Below are 21,524 nucleotides of genomic sequence, written 5' to 3'. Positions count from 1 at the left end.
ACTACAATTAGCGCTTTTATTGCCGTAAGGTCTCTCCTATCGCCCCCAAAAAATGTAAAATAACTACAGGTTTGACTCACCGTCTCTACCACGCAGAGGTCCCTATGCCGAGCTCAATACACGCCACTTTAAATTCCACCGTTGCCGAGGTTACCCAACGCATACGTGAGCGGTCTGCCGAGCGGCGCGCGCTTTACGAGCGTCGCATGGCCGACCAACATAAACGCGGCGTGCATCGCGGCGAGCTCTCATGCGGTAACCTCGCCCATGGGTTTGCGGCCTGCAGCCCGCAGGAAAAAGATTCCCTCAAGCTGATGAACAGCGCCAACCTGGGGATCATTTCGGCCTACAACGACATGCTCTCGGCTCACCAGCCGTTTGAAACCTTCCCGGCCACTATTAAAGCCGCTGCCAACGCGATGGGCTCAACGGCCCAGTTTGCCGGTGGCGTACCGGCGATGTGCGATGGTGTGACCCAGGGCCAGCCTGGCATGGAGCTGTCGCTGTTCTCTCGGGATGTAATAGCCATGGCCACCGCCGTGGGCCTTTCCCACAACATGTTCGACGCAGCCTTGTATCTCGGCGTGTGCGACAAGATCGTGCCGGGGCTATTCATTGCCGCGGCACGCTTTGGCCACCTGCCCGCGATGTTCGTGCCGGCCGGCCCGATGCCCAGCGGCCTGCCCAACAAGGAAAAGGCCCGCATCCGCCAGCTGTACGCCGAAGGCAAGGTCGGCCGCGATGCCCTGCTGGAGGCCGAATCCGAGTCGTACCACAGCCCCGGCACCTGCACCTTCTACGGCACTGCCAACTCCAACCAGTTGATGATGGAAGTGATGGGCCTGCACCTGCCGGGCACCTCGTTCGTCAACCCCGGCACAGAGATGCGCGAGGCCCTGACCCGCTACGCCACCGAACAGGCCATTCGCAATACCGAACCCGGTGGCGAGTACCGTCCGTTCTACAAGCAGATTGACGAGCGCGCGATCGTCAATGCGGTGGTTGGGCTGCTGGCATCCGGTGGCTCGACCAACCACACGCTCCACCTGATTGCCATGGCGGCAGCGGCGGGCATCACCCTCAACTGGGATGACTTCACTGACCTCTCCGCGGTCACCCCAAGCCTAATGCGGGTCTACCCCAACGGCCAGGCGGATATCAACCACTTCCAGGCGGCGGGCGGCATGAGCTTCCTGTTCCGCGAGCTGCTGGGCGCAGGCCTGCTCCACGGCGATATTCCCACCGTGTTCGGTACCGACCTGACCGCCTATACCCAGGAGCCTTTCCTGGAAGACGGCAAGGTGGTCTGGCACGAAGGTCCTGAGAAAAGCCTCGACGAAGCCGTGCTAAGCACCGTTGCCAACCCGTTCGCGCCCACCGGCGGCCTGACGGTGATGAAAGGCAACCTGGGCCGCGGGGTCATCAAGGTATCGGCGGTCACCGAAGAGCACCGCATCGTCGAAGCGCCGGTGAAGATTTTTGAAGATCAGAACGAGATGAAGGCCGCCTTCGAGTCCGGTGATTTGGATCGCGACGTGATCGTGGTGGTTCGCTTCCAGGGGCCCAAGGCCAACGGCATGCCGGAGCTGCACAAGCTGACGCCCTTCCTGGGTGTGCTGCAAGACCGTGGCTATAAAGTGGCGCTGGTCACCGACGGCCGCATGTCGGGCGCCTCAGGCAAGGTGCCGGCTTCTATCCATATGAGTCCGGAAGCCCTGGACGGCGGCCCACTGGCGAAACTGCGCGATGGCGATATCGTACGCCTGGACGCCAACGCCGGGACCCTCAACGCCAAGGTAGACCCCGCCAACTGGGCCGAGCGCGAACTGACCATCGGCAACCTGGATCACTACCACGTTGGTCTTGGCCGTGAGCTATTCTCTGGCTTCCGCCACCTGGCCATGCGCGGCGAGGAAGGCGCCGGGGTGTTCGGCGGCTTTGAGGCCGACGACCTGGCCCGCCAGGAAGGACAGATTCTCCAAGAGGATGCCTGATGCGACCGGCCTTGATCGGCGATATCGGCGGGACCAATGCACGCCTGGCGCTGGTGACACCAGGCGACATTACCCCGCACGATATTATCAATCTCCCCTGCGCGGACTACCCAGGCGTTATTGAGGCGATTCAGGACTACCTGAGCCGGGTAGGCGCAACGGGTGAAAATGCCCCGCGCGAGGCTTGTCTGGCGTTTGCCTGCCCGGTTCATGCCGAGCGGGTCAAGATGACCAACAACCACTGGGACTTCATGAAAAGCGAGGTTCGCGAAACGCTGAACCTATCGCTGTTCAAGATCATCAACGACTTCACCGCCCAGGCACTGGGCGTGCCCCACGTTGGCGCAGACAACCTGGTGGAAGTACAGCCCGGCAGCGTTCAGTCTCATTCTACGCGGCTGGTCATTGGCCCCGGCACGGGGCTCGGCGTGGCCGGTGTTTTCCCCGGCCAGCACGCCTGGATACCACTGCCCACCGAGGGCGGACACATTACCTTCGCGCCCACCGATGACACCGAGCGCGCGTTGCTTGACGTGTTTCTACAGCGCCACAAGCGGGTGAGCGTGGAGCGCATTCTGTGCGGCCAAGGGTTACTCGAGCTTTATCAGGCCCACTGCGCGCTTGACGATCAGGCGCCGCGCTGCACTACCCCGGCAGAGGTGACCCAAGCCGCCAACACAGGCGACCCCACCGCCACCACCAGCCTGCTGCGGTTCCTGAAAATCCTTGGCGACGTGTGCGGCGACGCCACGCTGACCATGGGCGCCCGTGGCGGGGTTTATCTGTGCGGCGGTATCCTGCCGCGCCTGCTTGACTGGCTGCCGAAAAGCCAACTGCGCGACAGCTTCGTCAACAAAGGCCGCATGGGCGCGTACAACGCCGACATTCCCATTTGGGTGGTCACCCATCCATGGACGGGGCTGCTGGGCGCCGCCGAGGCACTGCATAACGAAGAAGTGTTTTAAGCCAACCAACAGGAAGCTCCTTATGCCCGCGCCAACCTTCGACGTGCCGTTCGTACTCGGCATGATGCGTCTTCACGAGGCCACCGATATGCACCAGGCAAATCACCTGGCTGACTGGATCGAGGCGCGACTCGAGCAGGGCCTGCACTGGTTTGACCACGCCGACATCTACGGCAACGGTGCCGGTGAGACGCTATTTGGCCAGGCGCTGCGCGCCCGCCCGGCGCTTGCCAAGCGGCTCAAGGTGGTGACGAAAGCCAGCATTGCCAACGACAACCCCGCCCCTGGCTCGGGCAAGGTCAAGCACTACAACGCAAGCCCGGCGTACCTGAACCGAGCGATTGATGATTCACTTAACCGCTTGAGCGTCGAGCGAATCGACCACTTTCTGATTCACCGCCCCGACCTGTTAATGGACGCCGAGGCCACCGGTCGCGCGCTGGATGACGCCATTAACGCGGGAAAAATTGGCGCCGCAGGCGTTTCCAACCACCTGCCCAGCCAGTGGCGCCGCCTGCAAAACGCCATGCACCATGCGTTGCGCGCCAATCAGATCGAGCTTTCCATCGCCCATAGCACACCGCTGTTTGACGGCAGCTTCGACGACCTGTGCGCCGACGGCCACGCGCCGATGGCCTGGTCACCGTTGGCGGGCGGCGCACTGATGGAAGGCGAAGTGAGCCACGTGCTGCTCCGTCTGGCGAGCGAACACAACAGCACGCCCGGAGCAATTGCCCTGGCATGGCTACGCACGCTACCCAATCGCCCTGCGCCCGTGGTGGGCAGCGTGAAACCCGAGCGCATTGCCGCTATGCTCGAAGGCCCCGATACGCTTCCCAGAGAAGCCTGGTACGAATTACTGGAAGCCGCACGCGGCCACTGTGTCGCGTAGGTTATGTCTCTCCATCAGACCAATAATCACAAGGACCCATGATGACGCCGATCATTGCCTTTGGCGAAGCCCTCGTCGACATGCTCTCAAGCCGTCTGGGTAACGACGATACAGGACCCGAGACCTTTACCCCCTACGCCGGCGGCGCGCCCGCCAATGTGGCGGTTGCCTGCGCACGGCTCGGCGTGCCCAGCCAGTTTTTAGGCATGGTGGGTGACGATACCTTCGGGCATTTTTTAATCCGTGAACTACAACACCACGGCGTGGATACCCAGGGCGTGGTGCTTACCAAAGAAGCGCGCACGGCGCTGGCGTTTGTTTCCCGGGATAGCCAGGGCGAGCGCACCTTCGACTTTTACCGCCCACCGGCCGCTGATCTGCTTTACCGCCTGGATGATCTGCCCCAGGGGGTATTTGAACAGCCCGCGATCCTGCACTTGTGCAGCAATAGCCTGACCGACCCCGAGATCGCCGACACCACCTTGGCGATTGCCACCATGGCCAAACGCGCAGGCTGCCTGGTCAGCGTGGATGCCAATCTGCGGCATAATCTATGGATCGATGGAGCGGCGGATATTGGCCTGGTGACGCAGCTACTGGATAGTGCGGAGCTTGTGAAGGTATCGCTCGACGAGCTTGATTACCTGCGCGGCGACCATCCGCAAGAGGCGTGGGTGGCGGAACGCCTTGCCGCGGGCGTGAAAGTCATGCTGATTACCGACGGCCCCAATAGCGTGGCGATCAAGGGCGTGGGTATCGATCAAACCATCGCGCCGCCCAAGGTTGACGCTGTGGACACCACCGCAGGCGGCGACGCGTTTATCGGCGGGCTGCTGGCCGAGCTTTCGCGTCACGGCATCGAGGAAGCCTGGCACCAGGACGCTGACTTTCTCACCCGTGCGGTGAATACCGCCTGCCGCTGCGGCGCGCACGCAGTGACGCGCCCAGGCGCTTACGCAGCGCTGCCTACCCATGCCGATATTGACGCATTGCGCAGCGCCACCTAGTCGTTTCTCGTCAGGGCGCGCTATCAAGCGCCCTACATTGCAGACGATGGTCGAATAGCGCTGAGCTTGTCTAAATGTCTGACATTTACTACCATGGCGTCACTACTATTTAACACGTGACCGCTATGACGCTGGAAACGCTCCCCCACCACCAAGGCGATGCCGCTGGATTAGCTCGCTTGCTAGCCAGGGCATTATTGGCAGGCCACTGGCAACCCGGTGATGCCTTTCCCAAGGAACTGGACATCGGCACGCATTTTGATGTGAGCCGTAACCAGGTGCGCAATGCGCTGACCCGCTTAACCTCTGCCGGGCTTCTTACCCGCACCGCCGGGCGGGGCACGCAGGTGCGTGAAATGAGCGATTGGCATCTGCTCGACCCGCTGATGAGCGAATGGATGACCGGGCTTATCAACCTCGACCCGCAGCTGATTCGTGCCATCTATGCGTTTCGCTTTTCGGCCGAGCCTGTCGTGGCGGGCCTGGCGGCTGAGGCCGCCGACGCGGACGATATCGCACGGCTTGAAGCGGCCTTTGAAGGCATGCAGAAAACGGCTCGGTCCCCCAATGCTCGCGCCCAACACGCCGAGTACGACGTGATGTTTCACGACGCCACCTACCAAGCCAGCCATAACCTGGTGTGGCGGCAAATGGGCCATCTGCTACGTCCTTCGATCATGGCCCTGGTTCACAGCTCCCAGCACCGCACCGACACCTTTGACGATAGCCTGACCCGCCACCGCCACGTCCTTGAAGCCATTGTGTGTGGGGATGTCGACGCGGCATCGTTCGCCGCGCGGGAAGTGCTACGCCGCACGGCCATCGACCTGGGCATTGTCAATTAACAAGGATCTGACCTGATGAAAATTACCCGACTAAAAACCTGGCAAGTACCCCCTCGCTGGCTGTTTCTTAAAATTGAAACGGACGAGGGCTGCTACGGCTGGGGTGAGCCGGTCATCGAAGGCCGCGCGGCGACCGTCGAGGCCGCTGTTCATGAGCTTTCCGACTACCTGGTAGGCCAGGATCCGCACCGTATCGAGCATTTGTGGAACACCATGTATCGCGCTGGGTTCTATCGCGGCGGGCCGATTTTGATGAGCGCCATTGCCGGTATCGACCAGGCGCTATGGGATTTAAAGGGCCGCGATCTGGGGGTGCCCGTCCACCAGCTATTGGGCGGCGCGGTGCGCGACAAAATGCGCATGTACGCCTGGACCGGCGGCGACCGGCCGAGCGACGTGGGCGCAGGCGCCAAGGCGCTGGTCGACAAGGGCTTCACCGCCTTCAAGATGAACGGCACGCCCGAACTGCAAATCGTCGACTCACACCGCAAAGTGGATGAAGCGGTCGCCCGGGTGGCCGAAGCACGCATTGCGGTCGGCCCGGACGTGGGCATCGGCATCGATTTTCATGGCCGCGTTCACCGCCCCATGGCCAAAGCGCTGCTGCGCGAGCTGGAACCCTTCCATCCGATGTTCGTGGAAGAGCCCGTCGCCCCGGAACACCTGCCTTGCCTGCGCGATATTGCCAGCGGGCTTGGCTACCCGCTGGCCACCGGCGAGCGTTTGCATACCCGCTTTGAGTTCCGCGACCTGTTGAAAGACGGCATGATCGATATCGTCCAGCCCGATCTTTCCCACTGCGGCGGCATCAGCGAGGGGCTAAAAATCGCCGCGCTGGCATCTGCCTATGACGTGGCCCTTGCGCCCCACTGCCCGCTTGGCCCGCTCACCCTGGCCACTTCGCTTCAGTTGGATGCCGTTAGCCATAACGCCTTTATTCAAGAGCAGAGCATGGGCATCCACTACAATCAGGGCAACGACGTGCTGGATTACCTGGTCGATAAAACAGCGCTCAGCATTGAAGACGGCTTCTGCGCGATTCCCCAAGGGCCAGGGCTTGGCGTCGAGATTGACGAAGCCTTCGTTGAAGAACGCGCCAAGGTCGGCCACCGCTGGCGCAACCCGGTATGGACCCACGAAGACGGCTCGATTGCCGAGTGGTAAACCAGGCAATGAACCGGGAGACAGCTCTATGAGTGCCAATATGAGTGAATTGACACATGCTCTAGCTTGGATTGCGGTAGATTGGGGCTCCAGCAACCTCCGGGCCTGGGCAATGGACGCTCAAGGTAATGTGTTGGACAGCGCCTCCCGCGAGCGCGGCATGCTGTCGCTAACCCCTGCTGACTACGAAACGACCCTGCTTGAGGTAGTCGACGACTGGCTGCCCTCGAGTGGCGTAACGCCGGTGATGGTGTGCGGCATGGCCGGGGCGCGCCAGGGCTGGCAGGAAGCCGCCTACCTGGCAACCCCCACGCGCCTTGATCAACTCTCCCGCGGCGCGGTGATGCCGCCCCTCGCCGACACGCGCCTTCGGGTACATTTGCTGCCCGGGCTAAGCCAGACCGGCAGCCAAAGCCACGCCTTTGATGTCATGCGCGGTGAAGAAACCCAGTTAGCGGGTTTGGTGGCCAAGTCACCGCACTTTAGCGGCCATGTTTGCCTGCCCGGCACCCACGCCAAATGGGCGCGCTTAACCGATGGTGCCGTGTCCGAGTTTGCGACCTACTTAACCGGCGAGCTGTATCAACTGCTCGCTCAGCAATCCGTTTTGAAGCACTCCGTAGGGCAGGATGACCTGCATCACGACGGCTGTCGCCAAGCATTTACCCAAGCGGTCAACGCCACCTATCAGGCACCCGAGCACTTCAGCCAGCGGCTGTTCGGCGTGCGCGCCAAGGACCTGCTGGATAACTCCTTGCCCAGCGGCGATGCCCGAGGTGCCGTGTTGGCTGCGCATCTCTCGGGTTTGGCGATCGGCATGGAGCTGGCAGGTGCCTGCCGCGAGCTATCGCCGGGTGAAAGCGTGACGCTAATTGGCAACGAAGCACTCAGCCGCCGCTATGCACTCGCCCTGCATGCCCTCGGCATCGAAACCCAGCGCGTTGACGGCGATAACGCGGTATTGGCGGGGCTAACGCTCGCTTATCAAAGCACACGGTAATAAGCACCAGCTAACCAAGGAGAGCGCTATGACACTGCCTTTAATTGGCATTTTACGTGGGGTGACGCCCGATGACGCGGTGGCTGTGGCTAAAGCCCTGCTTGACGCAGGCATCACGCAAATCGAGGTGCCGCTTAACTCCCCCGACCCGCTGACCAGTATCCAACGCTTGGCCGACGCCTTTGGTGAGCAAGCGCTGATCGGTGCGGGAACGGTGTTAAGCGCCGCGCAGGTACGCGACGTCTATGCCGCAGGTGGCCGATTGATCGTTTCGCCCAACTGCCGCCCTGCCGTTATCGAAGAATCCCATCGCTTGGCCATGTATAGCTGGCCGGGTATTGTCACTCCCTCCGAAGCGTTTGATGCGTTGGACGCAGGGGCGACCGGGCTAAAGCTCTTCCCTGCGGTGCAGGTCGGTTTAGACGGCATGAAAGCCGTTAGAGCCGTACTGCCCGAGAGCACGCTGCTTTACGCCGTGGGCGGTATTGGCGTCGATAACTTCGCCGCCTGGCGGGCCGCTGGCGTCGATGGCGCGGGGCTGGGTAGCGCGCTTTATAAGCCGGGGCAAACGCCCCAGCAGGTTAGCGCGCAAGCCACTATATTGGTTGATGCTTGGCAAAAAGCCGGAGGCTAATAATGACTGTTGCGACACTGGCGGTTGACTGCCGCTGCGAGCTTGGCGAAGGCCCGCAGTGGCACGCCGCAAACCAGCGACTCTATTGGTGCGATATTCTAAATAAACGCCTGCACTGGCTGTCAACGGAGAGCGGGGAGCATGGCGATTATCCGCTTGAGCACATGGTCTCGCTGGCCACCCCACTGGACGACGGCCGCCTGATGCTTGTAGGTGAGCACAGCATGAGCCTGTTTCATCCGACCACGCAGCACCTTGCGCATTTTGCGGATTTTGAGGCCGATAACCCCATTACGCGCAGCAACGATGCCCGCGTGGACCGCCACGGCAGCTTATGGCTTTCCACCATGGGCAAAACCGCCGAACCTGGTGCGGGCAGCCTTTACCGCTTACATCGCGGAGAACTTATCCAGATGCGCAGCGGGCTGAGCATTCCCAACGCGATTTGCTTTTCGCCTCAAGGCGATGCGGCGTATTTTACCGACACGCCGACCGGGATCGTGATGCGCTGGGCGTTGGATAGCCAAGGTTGGCCTGTAGGCGAACCGCTTGCCTGGGCAGATTTCACGGCGGTTGAAGGCAACCCGGACGGTGCGGTGGTCGACAGCGAAGGCTGCCTGTGGCTTGCCCTATGGGGGGCGGGTAAAGTGGTGCGGCTGAACCACGACGGCCAGGTCATCGGCGACGTAGAGCTACCGGTTAGCCAGCCCTCCTGCCCGGCATTTGCGGGCGAGAATCTGGATCGGCTTTACATCACTACCGCCCAGGAAGGGTTTACTGCCGACCAGCGCCGCGAGCAGCCGCAAGCGGGGGGGCTGTTCGTCGCCAACGTTGGCGTGCGCGGGCTTGCTGACCCGCTGTTGCGTCTGGCTTAGCCACAGCAAAAAAACCCCGGACCATGTCCGGGGCAATCCACTTGCTCAAACGAACCTGTTTTCGTGAGGCAAGTGGCGTGAGTGCTCGTTATCGCTTAGCTTCCGCTCAGTGATGGAAGCGCTCGGCGGCCTGGCGGGCCAGCTCGCGAATACCATCCCAGTCTTCCGCCTCGACCATTGTCTTCGGCGTCAGCCACGAACCGCCCACGCACATTACGTTGGGCAGCGACAGGTAGGATTCGGCGTTATCAACGGTAATCCCGCCTGTGGGGCAGAAACGCGCTTCCGGAATTGGTGCGCCAAACGCCTTGATCGCCTTGGCACCGCCGCTGGATTCCGCCGGGAAGAACTTGAACCGACGATAGCCGTACTGCCAGCCGGTCATCAGTTCCGAGATAGTCGACACGCCGGGCAACATCGGTACCGGGCTTTCAACACCATAGCGGTACAGAGCGTCGGTCGCCCCTGGGGTGACCACAAAATCAGCACCAACCTGCTCGGCCTGGCGATACTGGGCAGGCGTTAGTACCGTGCCCACGCCGATACTCGCCCCCGGTAGCGCTTCTTTCATGCGCTTGATGGCTTCCAGCGCGCACTCGGTACGCAGGGTAATTTCCAGCACGGTCAAGCCGCCTTCCACCAGCGCGCGGCCCATCGGCACGGCGTCTTCCAGGCGATCAATGGTAATCACCGGAATCACTTCGGCCTTCAGACAAATGCTGTCTAGCTCCGCGGTGCGCGTCGACGGTAGCTGTTTATCAATGGTCATGTGTGAGTCTCCAAGCAAATTATTGTTGGCGAAAGCGGCGTTAAGGCGCCCAATAAATCGCCAAGGGGCAGGATAAGAAGGCGCGGATGGGCAGTTGACGCACGTCGTCCCCACTCAGCGCCTTGGCCAACACCGCTCGCTTATCGTCGCCGGTAATATGTAATATGTGGCGGCGCGCCTGATGCAGACGGTCCGCCGAAAACGTAATGCGTGGCTGCGGCTGGCTGGGCGTTCGCACAGCCACCAGCGGCTCCTCAGTGGAGAGCGCCAGGCCCAGCTCCATGCTGTCAGGAAATAGCGAGGCGGTGTGGCCATCGCCACCCATGCCCAAAATCACCACGCTCGCTGGCCAGCTAAGCGCAAGCATTCGCTCACTGACCTCGGCCACGCCTTCCTCAGGCGTGCCCGCTGAAGAGGTCAAGGGTACAAAGTTAGCCGCCGCTGCCGCGCCCTGGAGCAAGTGCTCGCGCACCAGTTTGGCGTTGCTGTCCTGGCTGTGTTCCTCGACCCAGCGTTCGTCCGCCAGCGTGATGTCCACCCGCTCCCAAGCCAGCGGCTTGGCCGCTAGCGCCTTAAAAAACGGTACCGGCGTTGAGCCACCAGAGACCACCAGCAACACGCGCTCCTGGTGCTCCAGGTCGTCGTTTAGCGCCTGAAAGATGGCTTCAGCCAGTTGTTCGGCCAATTGAATGCGTGCGTCGCTCATCTTAATAATCCTCGTACCAGCTACGACCATCCTGGGTAATCATGGCAATAGAGGCCACCGGCCCCCAGGACCCCGCCGGATAACGGCGCGGCGGGGTTTCCCGCGTTTTCCAACCGTCGATCAACTGATCGCACCAGCGCCAGGCGTGCTCGACTTCATCACGACGCACGAACAGGTACTGCTGACCTTTCATGACTTCCAGCAGCAAACGCTCATAGGCATCGGGGATGCGCGATTTGGGAAAGGCGTTGTTGAAATCCAGGTGCAGCGGGCCGGGGCGCAGGCGCATGCCTTTGTCCAGGCCACTATCTTTGGTGAGCACCTGGAGCGCGATGCCCTCTTCCGGCTGCAGGCGAATAATCAGCTTGTTGGCCGCAATGTTTCGCTGGTCTGGGTCAAAGATATAGTGGGGCTGCTGGCGGAAGTGAATCACGATCTGTGACAGTTTCTCCGGCATCCGCTTGCCGGTACGTAAGTAGAACGGCACCCCCGCCCAGCGCCAGTTGGCCACCTCGGTTTTCATGGCCACAAAGGTTTCCGTCTGGCTTTCGGTGTTGGCGCCCTCTTCTTCCAGGTAGCCCGGCACTTGCTGGCCGTCGCTGGTGCCCGCCGTGTACTGGCCGCGCACCACGTCTCTGCCCAACGCCTCACCGGTAAACGGCTTGAGTGCTTTGAGCACCTTGACCTTTTCGTCGCGAATGGCGTCGGCGTCAAGGTTGGACGGCGGGTCCATGGCAATCAGGCAAAGCAGTTGCAGCAGATGGTTTTGCACCATATCGCGTAGCTGGCCCGCTTCATCAAAATAGCCCCAGCGGCCCTCGATGCCGACTTTTTCGGCGACGGTGATTTCCACGTGCGAAATATGGTTTTGATTCCACTGGGTACCGAACAGCGGGTTGGCAAAGCGCAGCGCGATCAGGTTCTGAACGGTTTCCTTGCCCAGATAGTGATCGATGCGGTAAACCCGCGACTCGGGGAAGACCTCGCCAATCGCGTCATTGATTTCTTCAGAAGACGCCAGGTCAAACCCGATCGGCTTTTCGACCACCACCCGGGTCTCGTCATCCAGGCTGTCGCTGGCCTGCAGGTTGCGACAGATATCGCCGTAGATTTTCGCCCCGACCGATAAATAGACCACCATGGGACGCGGTGAACCCTCGCGCCACTGGCGAACGGCGGAAAAACCGTCGACGCTGGTAAAGTTCAGCTGCAGGTAATCCAGGCGATCGAGAAAGCGCGTGAGGCTTTCCTTGTCTTGCTCGTCCTTCTTGAGGCGCTTCTGCAAAGCACCGCTGACCAGCTGACGAAACGCGGCGGTATCGTGCTCCTGGCGCGCCAACCCCAGAATGCGCGTGCTCTCGGGCATCAGGCCTTCGCGGTCAAGGTGGTAAAGCGCAGGGAACAGCTTGCGCAGTGCCAAGTCGCCCAGCGCGCCAAACAGCGCTAAATCGATGGCGTGATTCGGATCGCCCAGCGGGGCACCCTGGGAAGCAGGTGACGGGCTCATCTCAGCTCCTGTGGATCATTAGATGATCTAATGTTGTTAGATTACCTAAAATCTATCTGAAAAAAGGCATTATACGCAATATTGCGTGTAATTTTACTACAAAAATTCTTCGAGCGTTACCTTAACTCTATTATGGTTCTGCACGGTTGCATAACGACTAGCCGCGGCTGCGCTTTGTATGCGCGAGGCGATTTAGCTCCTCGAAACATGCCAAGCAACACGCCTGAAGATGCCAGATCGCACCGACCTACGTATCCCGGGTCTGCAATTCGCCTCCATGATCCACCGCGATGAAACTCGCGACGCAGGCAGCCTTTACATCATCCAAAAGTGACAGTTAAAGCTGGCTCGTGTCACGACGAAACAATAGAAATACATGACGTTTTTTTACGGACTTTTTATACGCGTTCGTGATGTGATGAGCCATGCTAAAAACGATTAACTAGCGAGCTAAGCAATGCATTACCTAACGCCATGGGTTTACCGCAGCCGATACGCCTACCGTCAGTGGGCGCCCGTAGTCAAAGTGCTATCGGTGCTTTGGCTTATCCTTGCGTTATTCATGATGGTACCGCTAACGGTGCTGTTGGCCGAACGCGACCCTGATGCATTGGCCTTTGGGGTGTCGGTACTGCTGGTGCTTGCCGCTGTGGCAACCGCCTGGCTGCTTACCTATCGCGCCACCCTCGAACTGAAACCCTGGCAAATGTTTATCCTCACGGCTGCGAGCTGGGTCAGCATCAGTGGCTTTGCCAGCCTTCCGCTGGTGCTTGGCGCCCCACAACTCACCTTTACCAACGCCGTCTTTGAGTCAGTGTCTGCCATCACCACGACCGGCTCGACGATACTGGTGGGCATTGAGGATCTTTCCGACGGGCTCAAGCTCTGGCGGGGGATCATGCAATGGATGGGGGGTATCGGCATTATCGTCATGGGGATCGCCATCCTGCCGTTTCTGAAAGTCGGCGGGATGCGGCTTTTCCATACGGAATCGTCCGACTGGTCGGACAAGGTCATGCCGCGTACCGGGGGGATCGCCAAGGCAACGCTGAGTATCTATGTGGTGATGACGCTAATTGCCATGCTGAGCTATTGGCTAGGCGGCATGGATCCATTAGATGCCATCGTTCACGGCATGACGTCGCTTTCAACCGGCGGTTTCGCGAATTCAGACGCTTCGTTTGGTGCCTATGCCGATCAGCCGTGGATACTCTGGATGGCCAGTCTGTTTATGCTCAGCGGGGCGTTGCCGTTCGTGCTTTATATCCGCTTTCTGCGCGGTTCTCGCAGCAGCCTATGGAAAGATCAGCAGGTTCGTGGGCTATTGGGCGTGCTATGCATAGCGATTGGTCTGCTCACCCTTTGGCGGATCATGAATGGCGCCGCGGGGTTCGAATCGCTTACCCACGTCACGTTCAACGTCGTATCCATTGTCACGACCACCGGTTATGCCTCGGATGATTACACGCAATGGGGCGCACTGGCCATTGTCGCGTTTTTCTACCTGACCTTTGTGGGCGGATGCAGCGGCTCCACCAGCGGCGGCATGAAAATTTTTCGTTTCCAGATTGCCATGCTGATGCTGCGTGACCAGCTCCGCTACCTGATTCATGCCAACGGGGTCTTCACTACTCGCTATAACGAACAGATAGTGACCAGCGACATATCCCGCAGCGTGGTTGCCTTTTCATTCTTCTTTTTTATCACCATCGCAGCATTGGCACTGGGCTTATCAGCCCTGGGCCTTGATCTTGTGACGTCCCTATCCGGTGCCGCTACGGCGGTGACCAATGTGGGGCCCGGTCTTGGCGACATTATCGGCCCCGCCGGTAATTTTGCTTCCCTGCCCGACGCTGCCAAATGGCTACTGTGTATCGGCATGTTAATGGGTCGGTTAGAAATTCTTACCGTCATTGTGCTGCTGACGCCGATGTTCTGGCGACGCTAGCGTAAGCCAACGATAGGTCACCCATGTCATTGATGACTCTCCTGCTTTATCGCCTCCCACGGTTTGCGCAACGCTTGCGTTGGCCAACTCTGCGCGAGGTAGCCACAGCACTGATCACAACCCTTGTCGCGCTGCTTGTCGCCTGGGGTCTATACGCCTGGATGGCGCTGGCCAATCTTTCACTGATTTTTTTGACGGCGGTGCTGGCAAGCGCCGTCATGGCGGGCAGTTCGGCAGCGCTGATCAGCGCCGTGCTGGGCTTTCTGACCTTTAACTTCTGCTTCACGGTGCCGCACTTTTCCCTGGCCGTCGAAGAAAGGGAACAGCTCGTCACGCTATTGTTTTTTCTCCTGGTCGCGTTGGTGGTCGGTAAGCTTGCAGGGGACAGTCGCCAGCGGTTGCTGGACCTGAATGCAGCGCGCCTGGCCGAAGACCGCGAGCGTTTACGTTCGGCGCTGCTGTCATCGGTCTCCCATGATTTTCGTACGCCGCTGGCGTCTATTATTGGCGCCACCAGCTCCTTACGCACGCTGGACGCTCAACTTAGCCAGGAAGATCGTTTCGCGCTGCTGGACAGTGTATTGAGCGAAAGCGAGCGGCTAAACCGCTATATCCAGAACCTGCTGGACATGACCCGCCTGGGCCACGGCGATTTAAAAATCGAGCGTGACTGGATCGCCTTCGACGACCTGGTGGTGTCGGCCCGCAAACGTCTCGGCAGTGCCCTCGCGCATTGCCATATCGTTCAGCAATGGCCTGGCGACTTACCGCTGCTCTACGTCCATCCGGCACTCATCGAGCAGGCGCTGGTCAACGTCCTCGACAACGCGGCGCGATTCTCCCCGCCTGGCGGGCAGATCGCCATACGTGCCGAGGTGCCGCCCGATTCGTCACAGCTGATATTTTCCATCACCGACCAGGGACCAGGCATTGCCGCTGACCTGCGCGAGCGTGTCTTTGATATGTTCGTGACCGGCAGCGACGGTGATCGTGGCCCCCATGGCAGCGGACTGGGCCTGGCCATTTGCCAGGCAATGCTAGGCGCCCACGGCGGACGCATTAGTGCCTGCGACGGCCCCGATGGCCAGGGCACCTGCATGAAGATATCGCTTCCGCTGCCGCCGCCCCATCAGGAGCCACCCCATGACGACTGACCATCACCGGATACTGGTGATCGATGATGAACCCCAGATCCGTCATTTTTTACGCATCAGCCTGACATCGCAGAATTTTGCGGTGACCGAAGCGGCAACCGGTCATGAAGGGCTGGCACGACTTGGCGCCGGCCCCACGCGCTATGACCTTGTCCTGCTCGACCTTGGCTTACCGGACATGGACGGTCAGCAGGTACTCAATGCCATACGTAAACATCACCAGGTGCCCATCATTGTCGTATCGGTTCGCGGGCATGAGGCTGAAAAAGTACGCGCCCTCGACAGCGGCGCCAATGACTATGTCACCAAGCCGTTTGGCATTCAGGAACTGCTGGCACGTATTCGCGCGCTGTTGCGCCGCCAGACACAGGGCAGTCGCGAAGGGCGTTACCAACACGGCGGCCTGAGGATTGATTTGACGACCTATCAGGTCAGCGTCAATGGAACGTCCGTACACCTCACACCGAAGGAATTTGCGGTGCTCGCACCACTCGTCTCCCAGGCCGGCCGCGTGATTACGCAAACCCAGCTGCTGCGTGATATTTGGGGGCCCAGCCACCAGGACGATACCCACTACCTGCGCATTATCATCAGCAAACTACGTCAAAAATTAGGCGACGACCCCCAGTCCCCCAGCATTTTGCAGACCGAACCGGGGATTGGCTACCGCTTGGCCTTTGAGCCAGACCGAGAGGAATACACCACATGAAAATCATCATTCTCGGCGCCGGCCAGGTCGGCGGCACCCTTGCGGAATATCTCGCCCGTGAGGAAAACGACATCACCGTCGTCGATACCGATGCCAAGAAACTGCGCGAGCTGCACACCAAGCTCGACATCCGCACGGTCACCGGCGCGGGCTCTTACCCCATCGTGCTGCGCCAGGCGGGCGGGGAAGACGCCGACATGCTGATTGCCGTGACCAGCAGCGATGAAATCAACATGATCGCCTGCCAGGTCGCGCACACCCTGTTTCGCACCCCGACCAAGATCGCCCGGGTGCGCTCCTCGGCATACCTGACCCGCAAGGGGCTGTTCGCCCACGAGGCGATTCCCATCGACGTGCTGATCAGCCCCGAGCAGGTGGTCACCGACCACGTGCGCCGGCTGATCGAACACCCCGGCGCGCTGCAGGTGCTGGAGTTTGCCGGTGGGCTCGTCCAATTGGTGGCGGTGAAAGCGTTTTACGGCGGCCCGCTGGTCGGCCAGGACCTGGCCTTTCTACGCCGCCACATGCCCAACGTGGACACCCGAGTGGCGGCGATCTACCGCCGCAACCGGCCGATCATTCCGCGCGGCGATACCGTCATCGAAGCCGACGACGAGGTATTTTTCCTCGCCGCCCGGCGCGATATCCGCGCGGTGATGAGCGAACTGCGCCGGGTCGAGCGGGACTTCCGCCGGGTAGTGATCGCCGGGGGCGGCAATATCGGCGAGCGGCTGGCCGAGCACCTAGAGCACAGCCACCAGGTCAAGATCATCGAGCACAGCCTGGAGCGCTGCACCACGCTGTCCGAGCGGCTCGATCGCACCGTGGTGCTCCACGGCAGCGCCACCAGCAAGCGGCTGCTGGAAGAAGAGAACATCGAAGACTGCGATATTTTCTGCGCGCTGACCAACGACGACGAGGTCAACATCATGTCGTCGCTGCTGGCCAAGCGCCTGGGCGCCAAAAAGGTACTGACGCTGATCAACAACGCCGCCTACGTGGACCTGGTCCAGGGCGGCGAGATCGACATCGCCATTTCGCCCCAGCAGGCGACCATCGGCAGCCTGCTGACCCACGTGCGGCGTGGCGATATCGTCAACGTCCACTCGCTGCGCCGGGGCGCGGCGGAGGCCATTGAAGCCATCGCCCACGGCGACAAGCAGTCGTCCAAGGTGGTCGGCCGCCCCATTCGCGAGATCGACCTGCCCGACGGCACCACCATCGGGGCGATCGTGCGCGGCAAGGAGGTCATGATCGCCCACGACCACATCGTCATCGAAAGCGGCGACCACGTGATTCTGTTCGTCATCGACAAGCGGCGCATCCGCGATGTGGAGCGCCTCTTCCAGGTGGGGCTGACGTTCTTCTAGGTTTCCGCGACAACTTGATTCGGCGCGTAACGCTAGATTTCTACCGCACGGCCAATGAACTGAATGGGGCCCGTCGGCAATCCTGTGGGCGAGCCACTCTCGTCTTCCAGAGTGAGCTCGAAGAGTTGGTTATCCTCAAGCGGCGGCAGCTCATCCAGGCGCACACGGATCGGCTCCCCGGGCTCCACCAGTCCAAGCGACACCGGCGCCTGCCACTCATCGGCTTTGGTCCAGAACTCCAGCGCTTTGCCCTCCGGCACTTCAAAGGTGCCCAGCGGAATCAGCTCAATTTCCTGGCGGGTTGAGGCCTGGACCACCCACCCGGCGGACTGGCTTTGGGGCGCCAGCAACACCACCATGTACTCGGGCGTCGTCGATGTAGTCTGTTCATTTGCCAGCATCACACCCATCACCAACGCCGCCGCTAAGCCAAACCCGGCAGCGCCGCGCCAAAGCGTTAAGCTATGCAGCATGCGGCGGGGTTTTGGCGGTACGACAGGATGGGTACGCTTAGCAAACGCTTCACGTGACGCAATGCTGCGTTCAATACGTGGCCATAAATAATCGGAAGGCGTTACCGGGTCGGTGATAGCGGTATAGGGAAAGAAACGCTCTTCCCAAGCCATCACGGCTTTTTGCAATGCCGGGTCGTTGGGTAACCGCGCTTCTAAGGCTTTGCGCTGCTCTGACGACAGCGTGCCCAGTACGTATTCACCCGCCAAGGCATGGTCGTCTTCGTGTGCGTGCTGACTGGGGCGGGTCATGCCATGCACTCCCGTAGGCGCAGCAGACTGCGTTTAATCCAGGCTTTGACGGTGCCCAGCGGCGTGCCGGTATGCGCGGCAATTTCAGCGTGGCTCAAGCCATCAACATAGGCATGCAGCACGCAATTGCGGCGCTCGGTTTCTAACTGCCGAAGGCATTCATCGATACGCTGGCCGGTTTGCCAATCAAAGGCGTCTTCAGCCACTGATGCATGCTGGAAGCGCTCGTCTTGGTCGTCGTCTTCCGGGTCGTGACTATCAAAGGTGACTTCACGATTACGGTAACGAATAGCGTTTAACGCTAGGTGGCGCGCCACGCTAAATATCCATGTTCGTGCGGATCCTTTATCAGGGTCGAAACTACTGGCGCGTTGCCAAATATTGAGACAGGCATCGTGAACGATATCCTCAGCCATGCCCCGGTCCTTGACGATTCTTAACACCACACCAAGAAGCCTGGCCCCTTCGTACACGTAGAGCTGGTGCAAGGCGTCATGCTCGCCACGGGCGCATCTCAACAATGCATCCGCATGATCAAATTCTGAAGACACGTCAGTCAAACCCTGGCTCCCAGGTGACGGCACCGACGCCGGTCGTCGTTTCCACAGACAGCATAGCCGCAAGGGACCCGACAAACGAGCCCCCTGCGGCATAAGCGCTCTCGTTGACTTACTCAGCCGTCCAGAAGATGTAGTCCGCCTGATAGGTGACCACGGCGGTCGCGCCTTCATGATCCATATCGCAGGCCACATCCGGCGCAACACCGCCCTGGGTGTTCAGGCGCTGAATGTAGCTGACGCCGGTCATGGCGCCTTCGCCCTCAGCGGGGTTGGCTGCCACAAGCTGCAGCGGAATGTTGCCATCACCGTTGGCGGCGGTTGCCAACTGGGTACCGGTGACTTTAGAACCATCCAATGCTTCCCAGGTTGCAGGCGGGCCGTAGTAGCTGCCGACCTGGCTGCCTTCACCGTCGTTAAGGGCGGCGTGCGGGCCCTTGAAAACCCAACCCATGTCGCCGTCATCATTGGCTTCACACATGTAGGTAATCGCGCCGACACCGACGGTCTCGAGCACAATGTTGTTACCGTCCGGTACCTGGACGTCCGCCGGCGTTTCGGCCAGGGCGGCGTGACTGAAAGAGGTGATCAGAGCAGCGGCCAAAGCAGCGCGCGTTAGGTGATGAGTGGTCATGTTCAGTCTCCTTGAGTGAGATAACCAGCCGCTGCAAAAAGACGGCTGTATAGGGAATACCCGCGAGGAGACCGATTGGATGCAGCCAGTGACAAATATTTTTAGATAACGTAAAAAAGCCCGCGAGGCATCGCGGGCAAGCAGAAACGGAGAAACAATGAGCGGCCCGGTCTTATGCAGGGCCTGACTTGCTTAGAACCATACTTCGCTTTGGATGCCAAAGGTCCACTGACTGCCGGTAAATTCGTCAGTCCCAAAGGAATCTTCCGTTGAGTAATTATTCAATTCATCATCCCAATCGCTCCAGGTGGCGAACAAGCGAATTTCTGGCCGCTTCCAGAAGCCACCGACGTCCGGCTTGAAGGTTGGCGCGACGGTGAACTTGGTGTAATCCCCGTCAACCTCGTTGCGATCCGAATAGCCCTGAGGATCGATATCGATCATCTGGTAACTGGCTTCATACTGCATTTCAAAATTTTCGGTCAGCTCATTGGCCAAGCGCACGTTAAGCGTGGCCCAGTCGTATGAATCACCTTCCGCAAAACGATCTTCGCTGGTTTCGGCCAACACAGAGGGCGCTATACGCCATTTGGGGGCAAGATAGGTGGTGCCATAAAGCGCTAGACGCGTTGAGGTCGCATCATCGGTCAGATCACCGTTCGCGCCAATATTCTTGGTTTCAGCGCCCAGGCCCTGACCATGCAACACGGCGGCTTTATAGCTGCCCTCGCCCAACCCGAAGAAACTGTCGCCGTGGTAGGCCACCATGGTATGGAAGCCATTTTCTGCTGCTTCCTGGTCTGCTCCAATATCGCGTGTATCGTTATCGGCAGCCGACATGCCGTTAACCATCCACTGCCAGTTACCAAAGTAGTTGTTGGAGGTCAGGATCAGATTATCGGTATCGTCTTCGAGGCCGGGATCTTCGCTGCTGACCACGTCAAAGTCGGCGAAGCTGCGGCCGTAGATCGACAAGTTCGATTTCCAATTATCGGCCAACTGCATGTCGTAGATACCGCCGCCGGTACCGGCGAGGAACACCACATCGCTATCCAGCCAGTGGATATCAAAGTTATCACGGTCGAAGCGCTTACCGGCCCAGATGGAGGCGTCTTCAAATGCACCGGTGAAGCTCGGCAAATCGCTAAATTCGGCAAATACCTGACGAACGTTGATATCCGAATCACCGCCGGTCCAGTCATTGCTGGAGGTAGTGCCATCGGCAATCATGGTGCGATACAGCGCCTTGGCGCCGTTATCAAAGCGCATCCGATAATTAAGAATCGCTTCGGCGTAGGTGTCCGGCTCGTTACCCAAACGACCTACGGCACCGCCTTCCGGCCCGGCGGGTGTCACGTAGGGGCCGCCTTCGGCGCTTTTGCCATCTTCACCAATCAACAGGCCTGACCGCGCATAGGCGTTGAAAGAGAAACCTTCTTCGCCGTCGGCATAACGCTCGACACGGGCCAGACGTTCTTCGATCTCGGCATCGCTTTCAACCTCGCTGCTTCCCCCTCGCTGCTGTTCAGCTTGGTCGGCGCGTTGCTCAGCGGCATCGGCTCGCTGTTCAGCAGCAGCAATCCGCGCCTCCAACTCAGCAAGCCGTTCTTCCATGGTCGTATCGGCCATAGATACACCGCTGACGCCCAAGCTGGCGGCGGCAATGGCAATCGCCAACGGTGTTTTGAAAGTCATTTTATCCATTGTTTTAAACCCTGTTGTTGTTCGACGCCCCGCTGTCATTGCTTGTTGAGCCGATGCGTATGAAAAACGGGATCGCTTGAATCGATTATTGTTAAACCTACCCACCTCAACTATTGGTAAAGCAACCAACGTTGGTTACCAATTTGCTGAGACACGCAGAACTTAATCGATTAAGCCTACGTAAACCAACAAGCAATCACTAATTATCGACCAATGTCTAAATGTCAGCCGCCGTGTTAGCAAAAGCTGAATGAATAATTAGACAAAAGTCTCTATTGAACTTATTTGCGTAAAGCGGCTAACTGGGCGCATTAACTTAATCGATT

At 59.7% G+C, this 21,524-nt stretch carries 20 protein-coding genes; 13 read left to right on the top strand and 7 right to left on the bottom strand.

The features are described 5' to 3' along the window. The first annotated feature begins 104 nt into the window (after positions 1-104). From edd to CPH17_RS01070, 9 genes are all read left to right on the top strand, one after another. Positions 105-1,994, top strand: coding sequence for a phosphogluconate dehydratase (gene edd, locus CPH17_RS01110; protein WP_096297900.1), 1,890 nt, complete (start codon positions 105-107; stop codon positions 1,992-1,994). Continuing rightward, positions 1,994-2,959, top strand: a complete 966-nt coding sequence (glk, locus tag CPH17_RS01105) for a glucokinase (protein WP_074396037.1) — start codon at positions 1,994-1,996, stop codon at positions 2,957-2,959. The genes edd and glk overlap by 1 nt, the downstream gene beginning before the upstream one ends. Before the next feature lie 22 nt (positions 2,960-2,981). Beyond that, positions 2,982-3,851, top strand: a complete 870-nt coding sequence (locus CPH17_RS01100) for an aldo/keto reductase (RefSeq protein WP_096297898.1) — start codon at positions 2,982-2,984, stop codon at positions 3,849-3,851. A gap of 41 nt (positions 3,852-3,892) precedes the next feature. Continuing rightward, a complete protein-coding gene (locus tag CPH17_RS01095) occupies positions 3,893-4,858 on the top strand; it encodes a carbohydrate kinase family protein (RefSeq protein ID WP_096297896.1) in 966 nt (321 codons plus the stop codon). Positions 4,859-4,983: 125 nt separating this feature from the next. Continuing rightward, positions 4,984-5,703 carry a FadR/GntR family transcriptional regulator gene (locus CPH17_RS01090; RefSeq protein ID WP_096297894.1) on the top strand — a complete coding sequence of 240 codons (720 nt, stop codon included), beginning with the start codon at positions 4,984-4,986 and terminating at the stop codon, positions 5,701-5,703. Positions 5,704-5,718: 15 nt separating this feature from the next. Then, the gene (gene dgoD, locus CPH17_RS01085) at positions 5,719-6,867 is read left to right on the top strand and encodes a galactonate dehydratase (RefSeq protein WP_027336061.1); all 1,149 of its coding nucleotides are present in this window, start codon (positions 5,719-5,721) and stop codon (positions 6,865-6,867) included. Between the two features lie 40 nt (positions 6,868-6,907). Beyond that, positions 6,908-7,867: a 2-dehydro-3-deoxygalactonokinase gene (locus tag CPH17_RS01080; RefSeq protein ID WP_231898059.1), complete on the top strand. Its 960-nt coding sequence runs from the start codon at positions 6,908-6,910 to the stop codon at positions 7,865-7,867. Positions 7,868-7,895: 28 nt separating this feature from the next. Beyond that, entirely contained in the window at positions 7,896-8,501 is a 606-nt protein-coding gene (locus tag CPH17_RS01075; protein WP_096297890.1) for a 2-dehydro-3-deoxy-6-phosphogalactonate aldolase, read from the top strand. 2 nt (positions 8,502-8,503) lie between these two features. Further along, a complete protein-coding gene (locus CPH17_RS01070; protein WP_096297888.1) occupies positions 8,504-9,376 on the top strand; it encodes an SMP-30/gluconolactonase/LRE family protein in 873 nt (290 codons plus the stop codon). A gap of 106 nt (positions 9,377-9,482) precedes the next feature. Here the strand turns inward: CPH17_RS01070 and CPH17_RS01065 are convergent, their stop codons facing one another. From CPH17_RS01065 to zwf, 3 genes are read right to left on the bottom strand one after another with little or no spacing between them, the layout of a single operon-like run. Further along, entirely contained in the window at positions 9,483-10,145 is a 663-nt protein-coding gene (locus CPH17_RS01065; protein ID WP_096297885.1) for a bifunctional 4-hydroxy-2-oxoglutarate aldolase/2-dehydro-3-deoxy-phosphogluconate aldolase, read from the bottom strand. A 40-nt stretch (positions 10,146-10,185) separates the two neighbouring features. Then, the gene (gene pgl, locus CPH17_RS01060; protein WP_096297883.1) at positions 10,186-10,851 is read right to left on the bottom strand and encodes a 6-phosphogluconolactonase; all 666 of its coding nucleotides are present in this window, start codon (positions 10,849-10,851) and stop codon (positions 10,186-10,188) included. A gap of 1 nt (position 10,852) precedes the next feature. After that, positions 10,853-12,358 carry a glucose-6-phosphate dehydrogenase gene (gene zwf / locus CPH17_RS01055; protein WP_096297881.1) on the bottom strand — a complete coding sequence of 502 codons (1,506 nt, stop codon included), beginning with the start codon at positions 12,356-12,358 and terminating at the stop codon, positions 10,853-10,855. 457 nt (positions 12,359-12,815) lie between these two features. On the opposite strand from zwf, the gene CPH17_RS01050 reads away from it, so the two are divergent. Genes CPH17_RS01050 through trkA form a run of 4 tightly spaced genes read left to right on the top strand, consistent with a single transcriptional unit; the run spans position 12,816 to position 17,539 of the window. Continuing rightward, positions 12,816-14,306, top strand: a complete 1,491-nt coding sequence (locus CPH17_RS01050; protein WP_074396028.1) for a TrkH family potassium uptake protein — start codon at positions 12,816-12,818, stop codon at positions 14,304-14,306. A gap of 23 nt (positions 14,307-14,329) precedes the next feature. Then, the gene (locus CPH17_RS01045; protein ID WP_096297879.1) at positions 14,330-15,460 is read left to right on the top strand and encodes a sensor histidine kinase; all 1,131 of its coding nucleotides are present in this window, start codon (positions 14,330-14,332) and stop codon (positions 15,458-15,460) included. Then, a complete protein-coding gene (locus CPH17_RS01040) occupies positions 15,450-16,169 on the top strand; it encodes a response regulator transcription factor (protein ID WP_096297877.1) in 720 nt (239 codons plus the stop codon). The genes CPH17_RS01045 and CPH17_RS01040 overlap by 11 nt, the downstream gene beginning before the upstream one ends. Further along, complete coding sequence (gene trkA / locus CPH17_RS01035; RefSeq protein WP_074396025.1) at positions 16,166-17,539, top strand: Trk system potassium transporter TrkA; 1,374 nt, start codon at positions 16,166-16,168, stop codon at positions 17,537-17,539. Before CPH17_RS01040 ends, trkA begins: the two co-directional genes overlap by 4 nt. A gap of 32 nt (positions 17,540-17,571) precedes the next feature. Here trkA and CPH17_RS01030 read toward each other — a convergent pair whose 3' ends face one another. The 4 genes from CPH17_RS01030 to CPH17_RS01015 form a co-directional block, all read right to left on the bottom strand. Beyond that, positions 17,572-18,303, bottom strand: a complete 732-nt coding sequence (locus CPH17_RS01030; protein WP_074396024.1) for an anti-sigma factor — start codon at positions 18,301-18,303, stop codon at positions 17,572-17,574. Further along, complete coding sequence (locus CPH17_RS01025; RefSeq protein WP_231898058.1) at positions 18,300-18,956, bottom strand: sigma-70 family RNA polymerase sigma factor; 657 nt, start codon at positions 18,954-18,956, stop codon at positions 18,300-18,302. Before CPH17_RS01025 ends, CPH17_RS01030 begins: the two co-directional genes overlap by 4 nt. A gap of 16 nt (positions 18,957-18,972) precedes the next feature. After that, positions 18,973-19,494, bottom strand: coding sequence for a DUF3455 domain-containing protein (locus CPH17_RS01020; RefSeq protein WP_074396022.1), 522 nt, complete (start codon positions 19,492-19,494; stop codon positions 18,973-18,975). 192 nt (positions 19,495-19,686) lie between these two features. Then, positions 19,687-21,198, bottom strand: coding sequence for a carbohydrate porin (locus CPH17_RS01015; RefSeq protein ID WP_096297875.1), 1,512 nt, complete (start codon positions 21,196-21,198; stop codon positions 19,687-19,689). Between the last annotated feature and the right edge of the window lie 326 nt (positions 21,199-21,524).

The organism is Halomonas sp. hl-4, assembly GCF_900215475.1.
Classification (GTDB): domain Bacteria; phylum Pseudomonadota; class Gammaproteobacteria; order Pseudomonadales; family Halomonadaceae; genus Vreelandella.
Note: the sequence above shows the minus strand (reverse complement) of the source record. Positions and strands in the feature narration are given on the sequence as shown.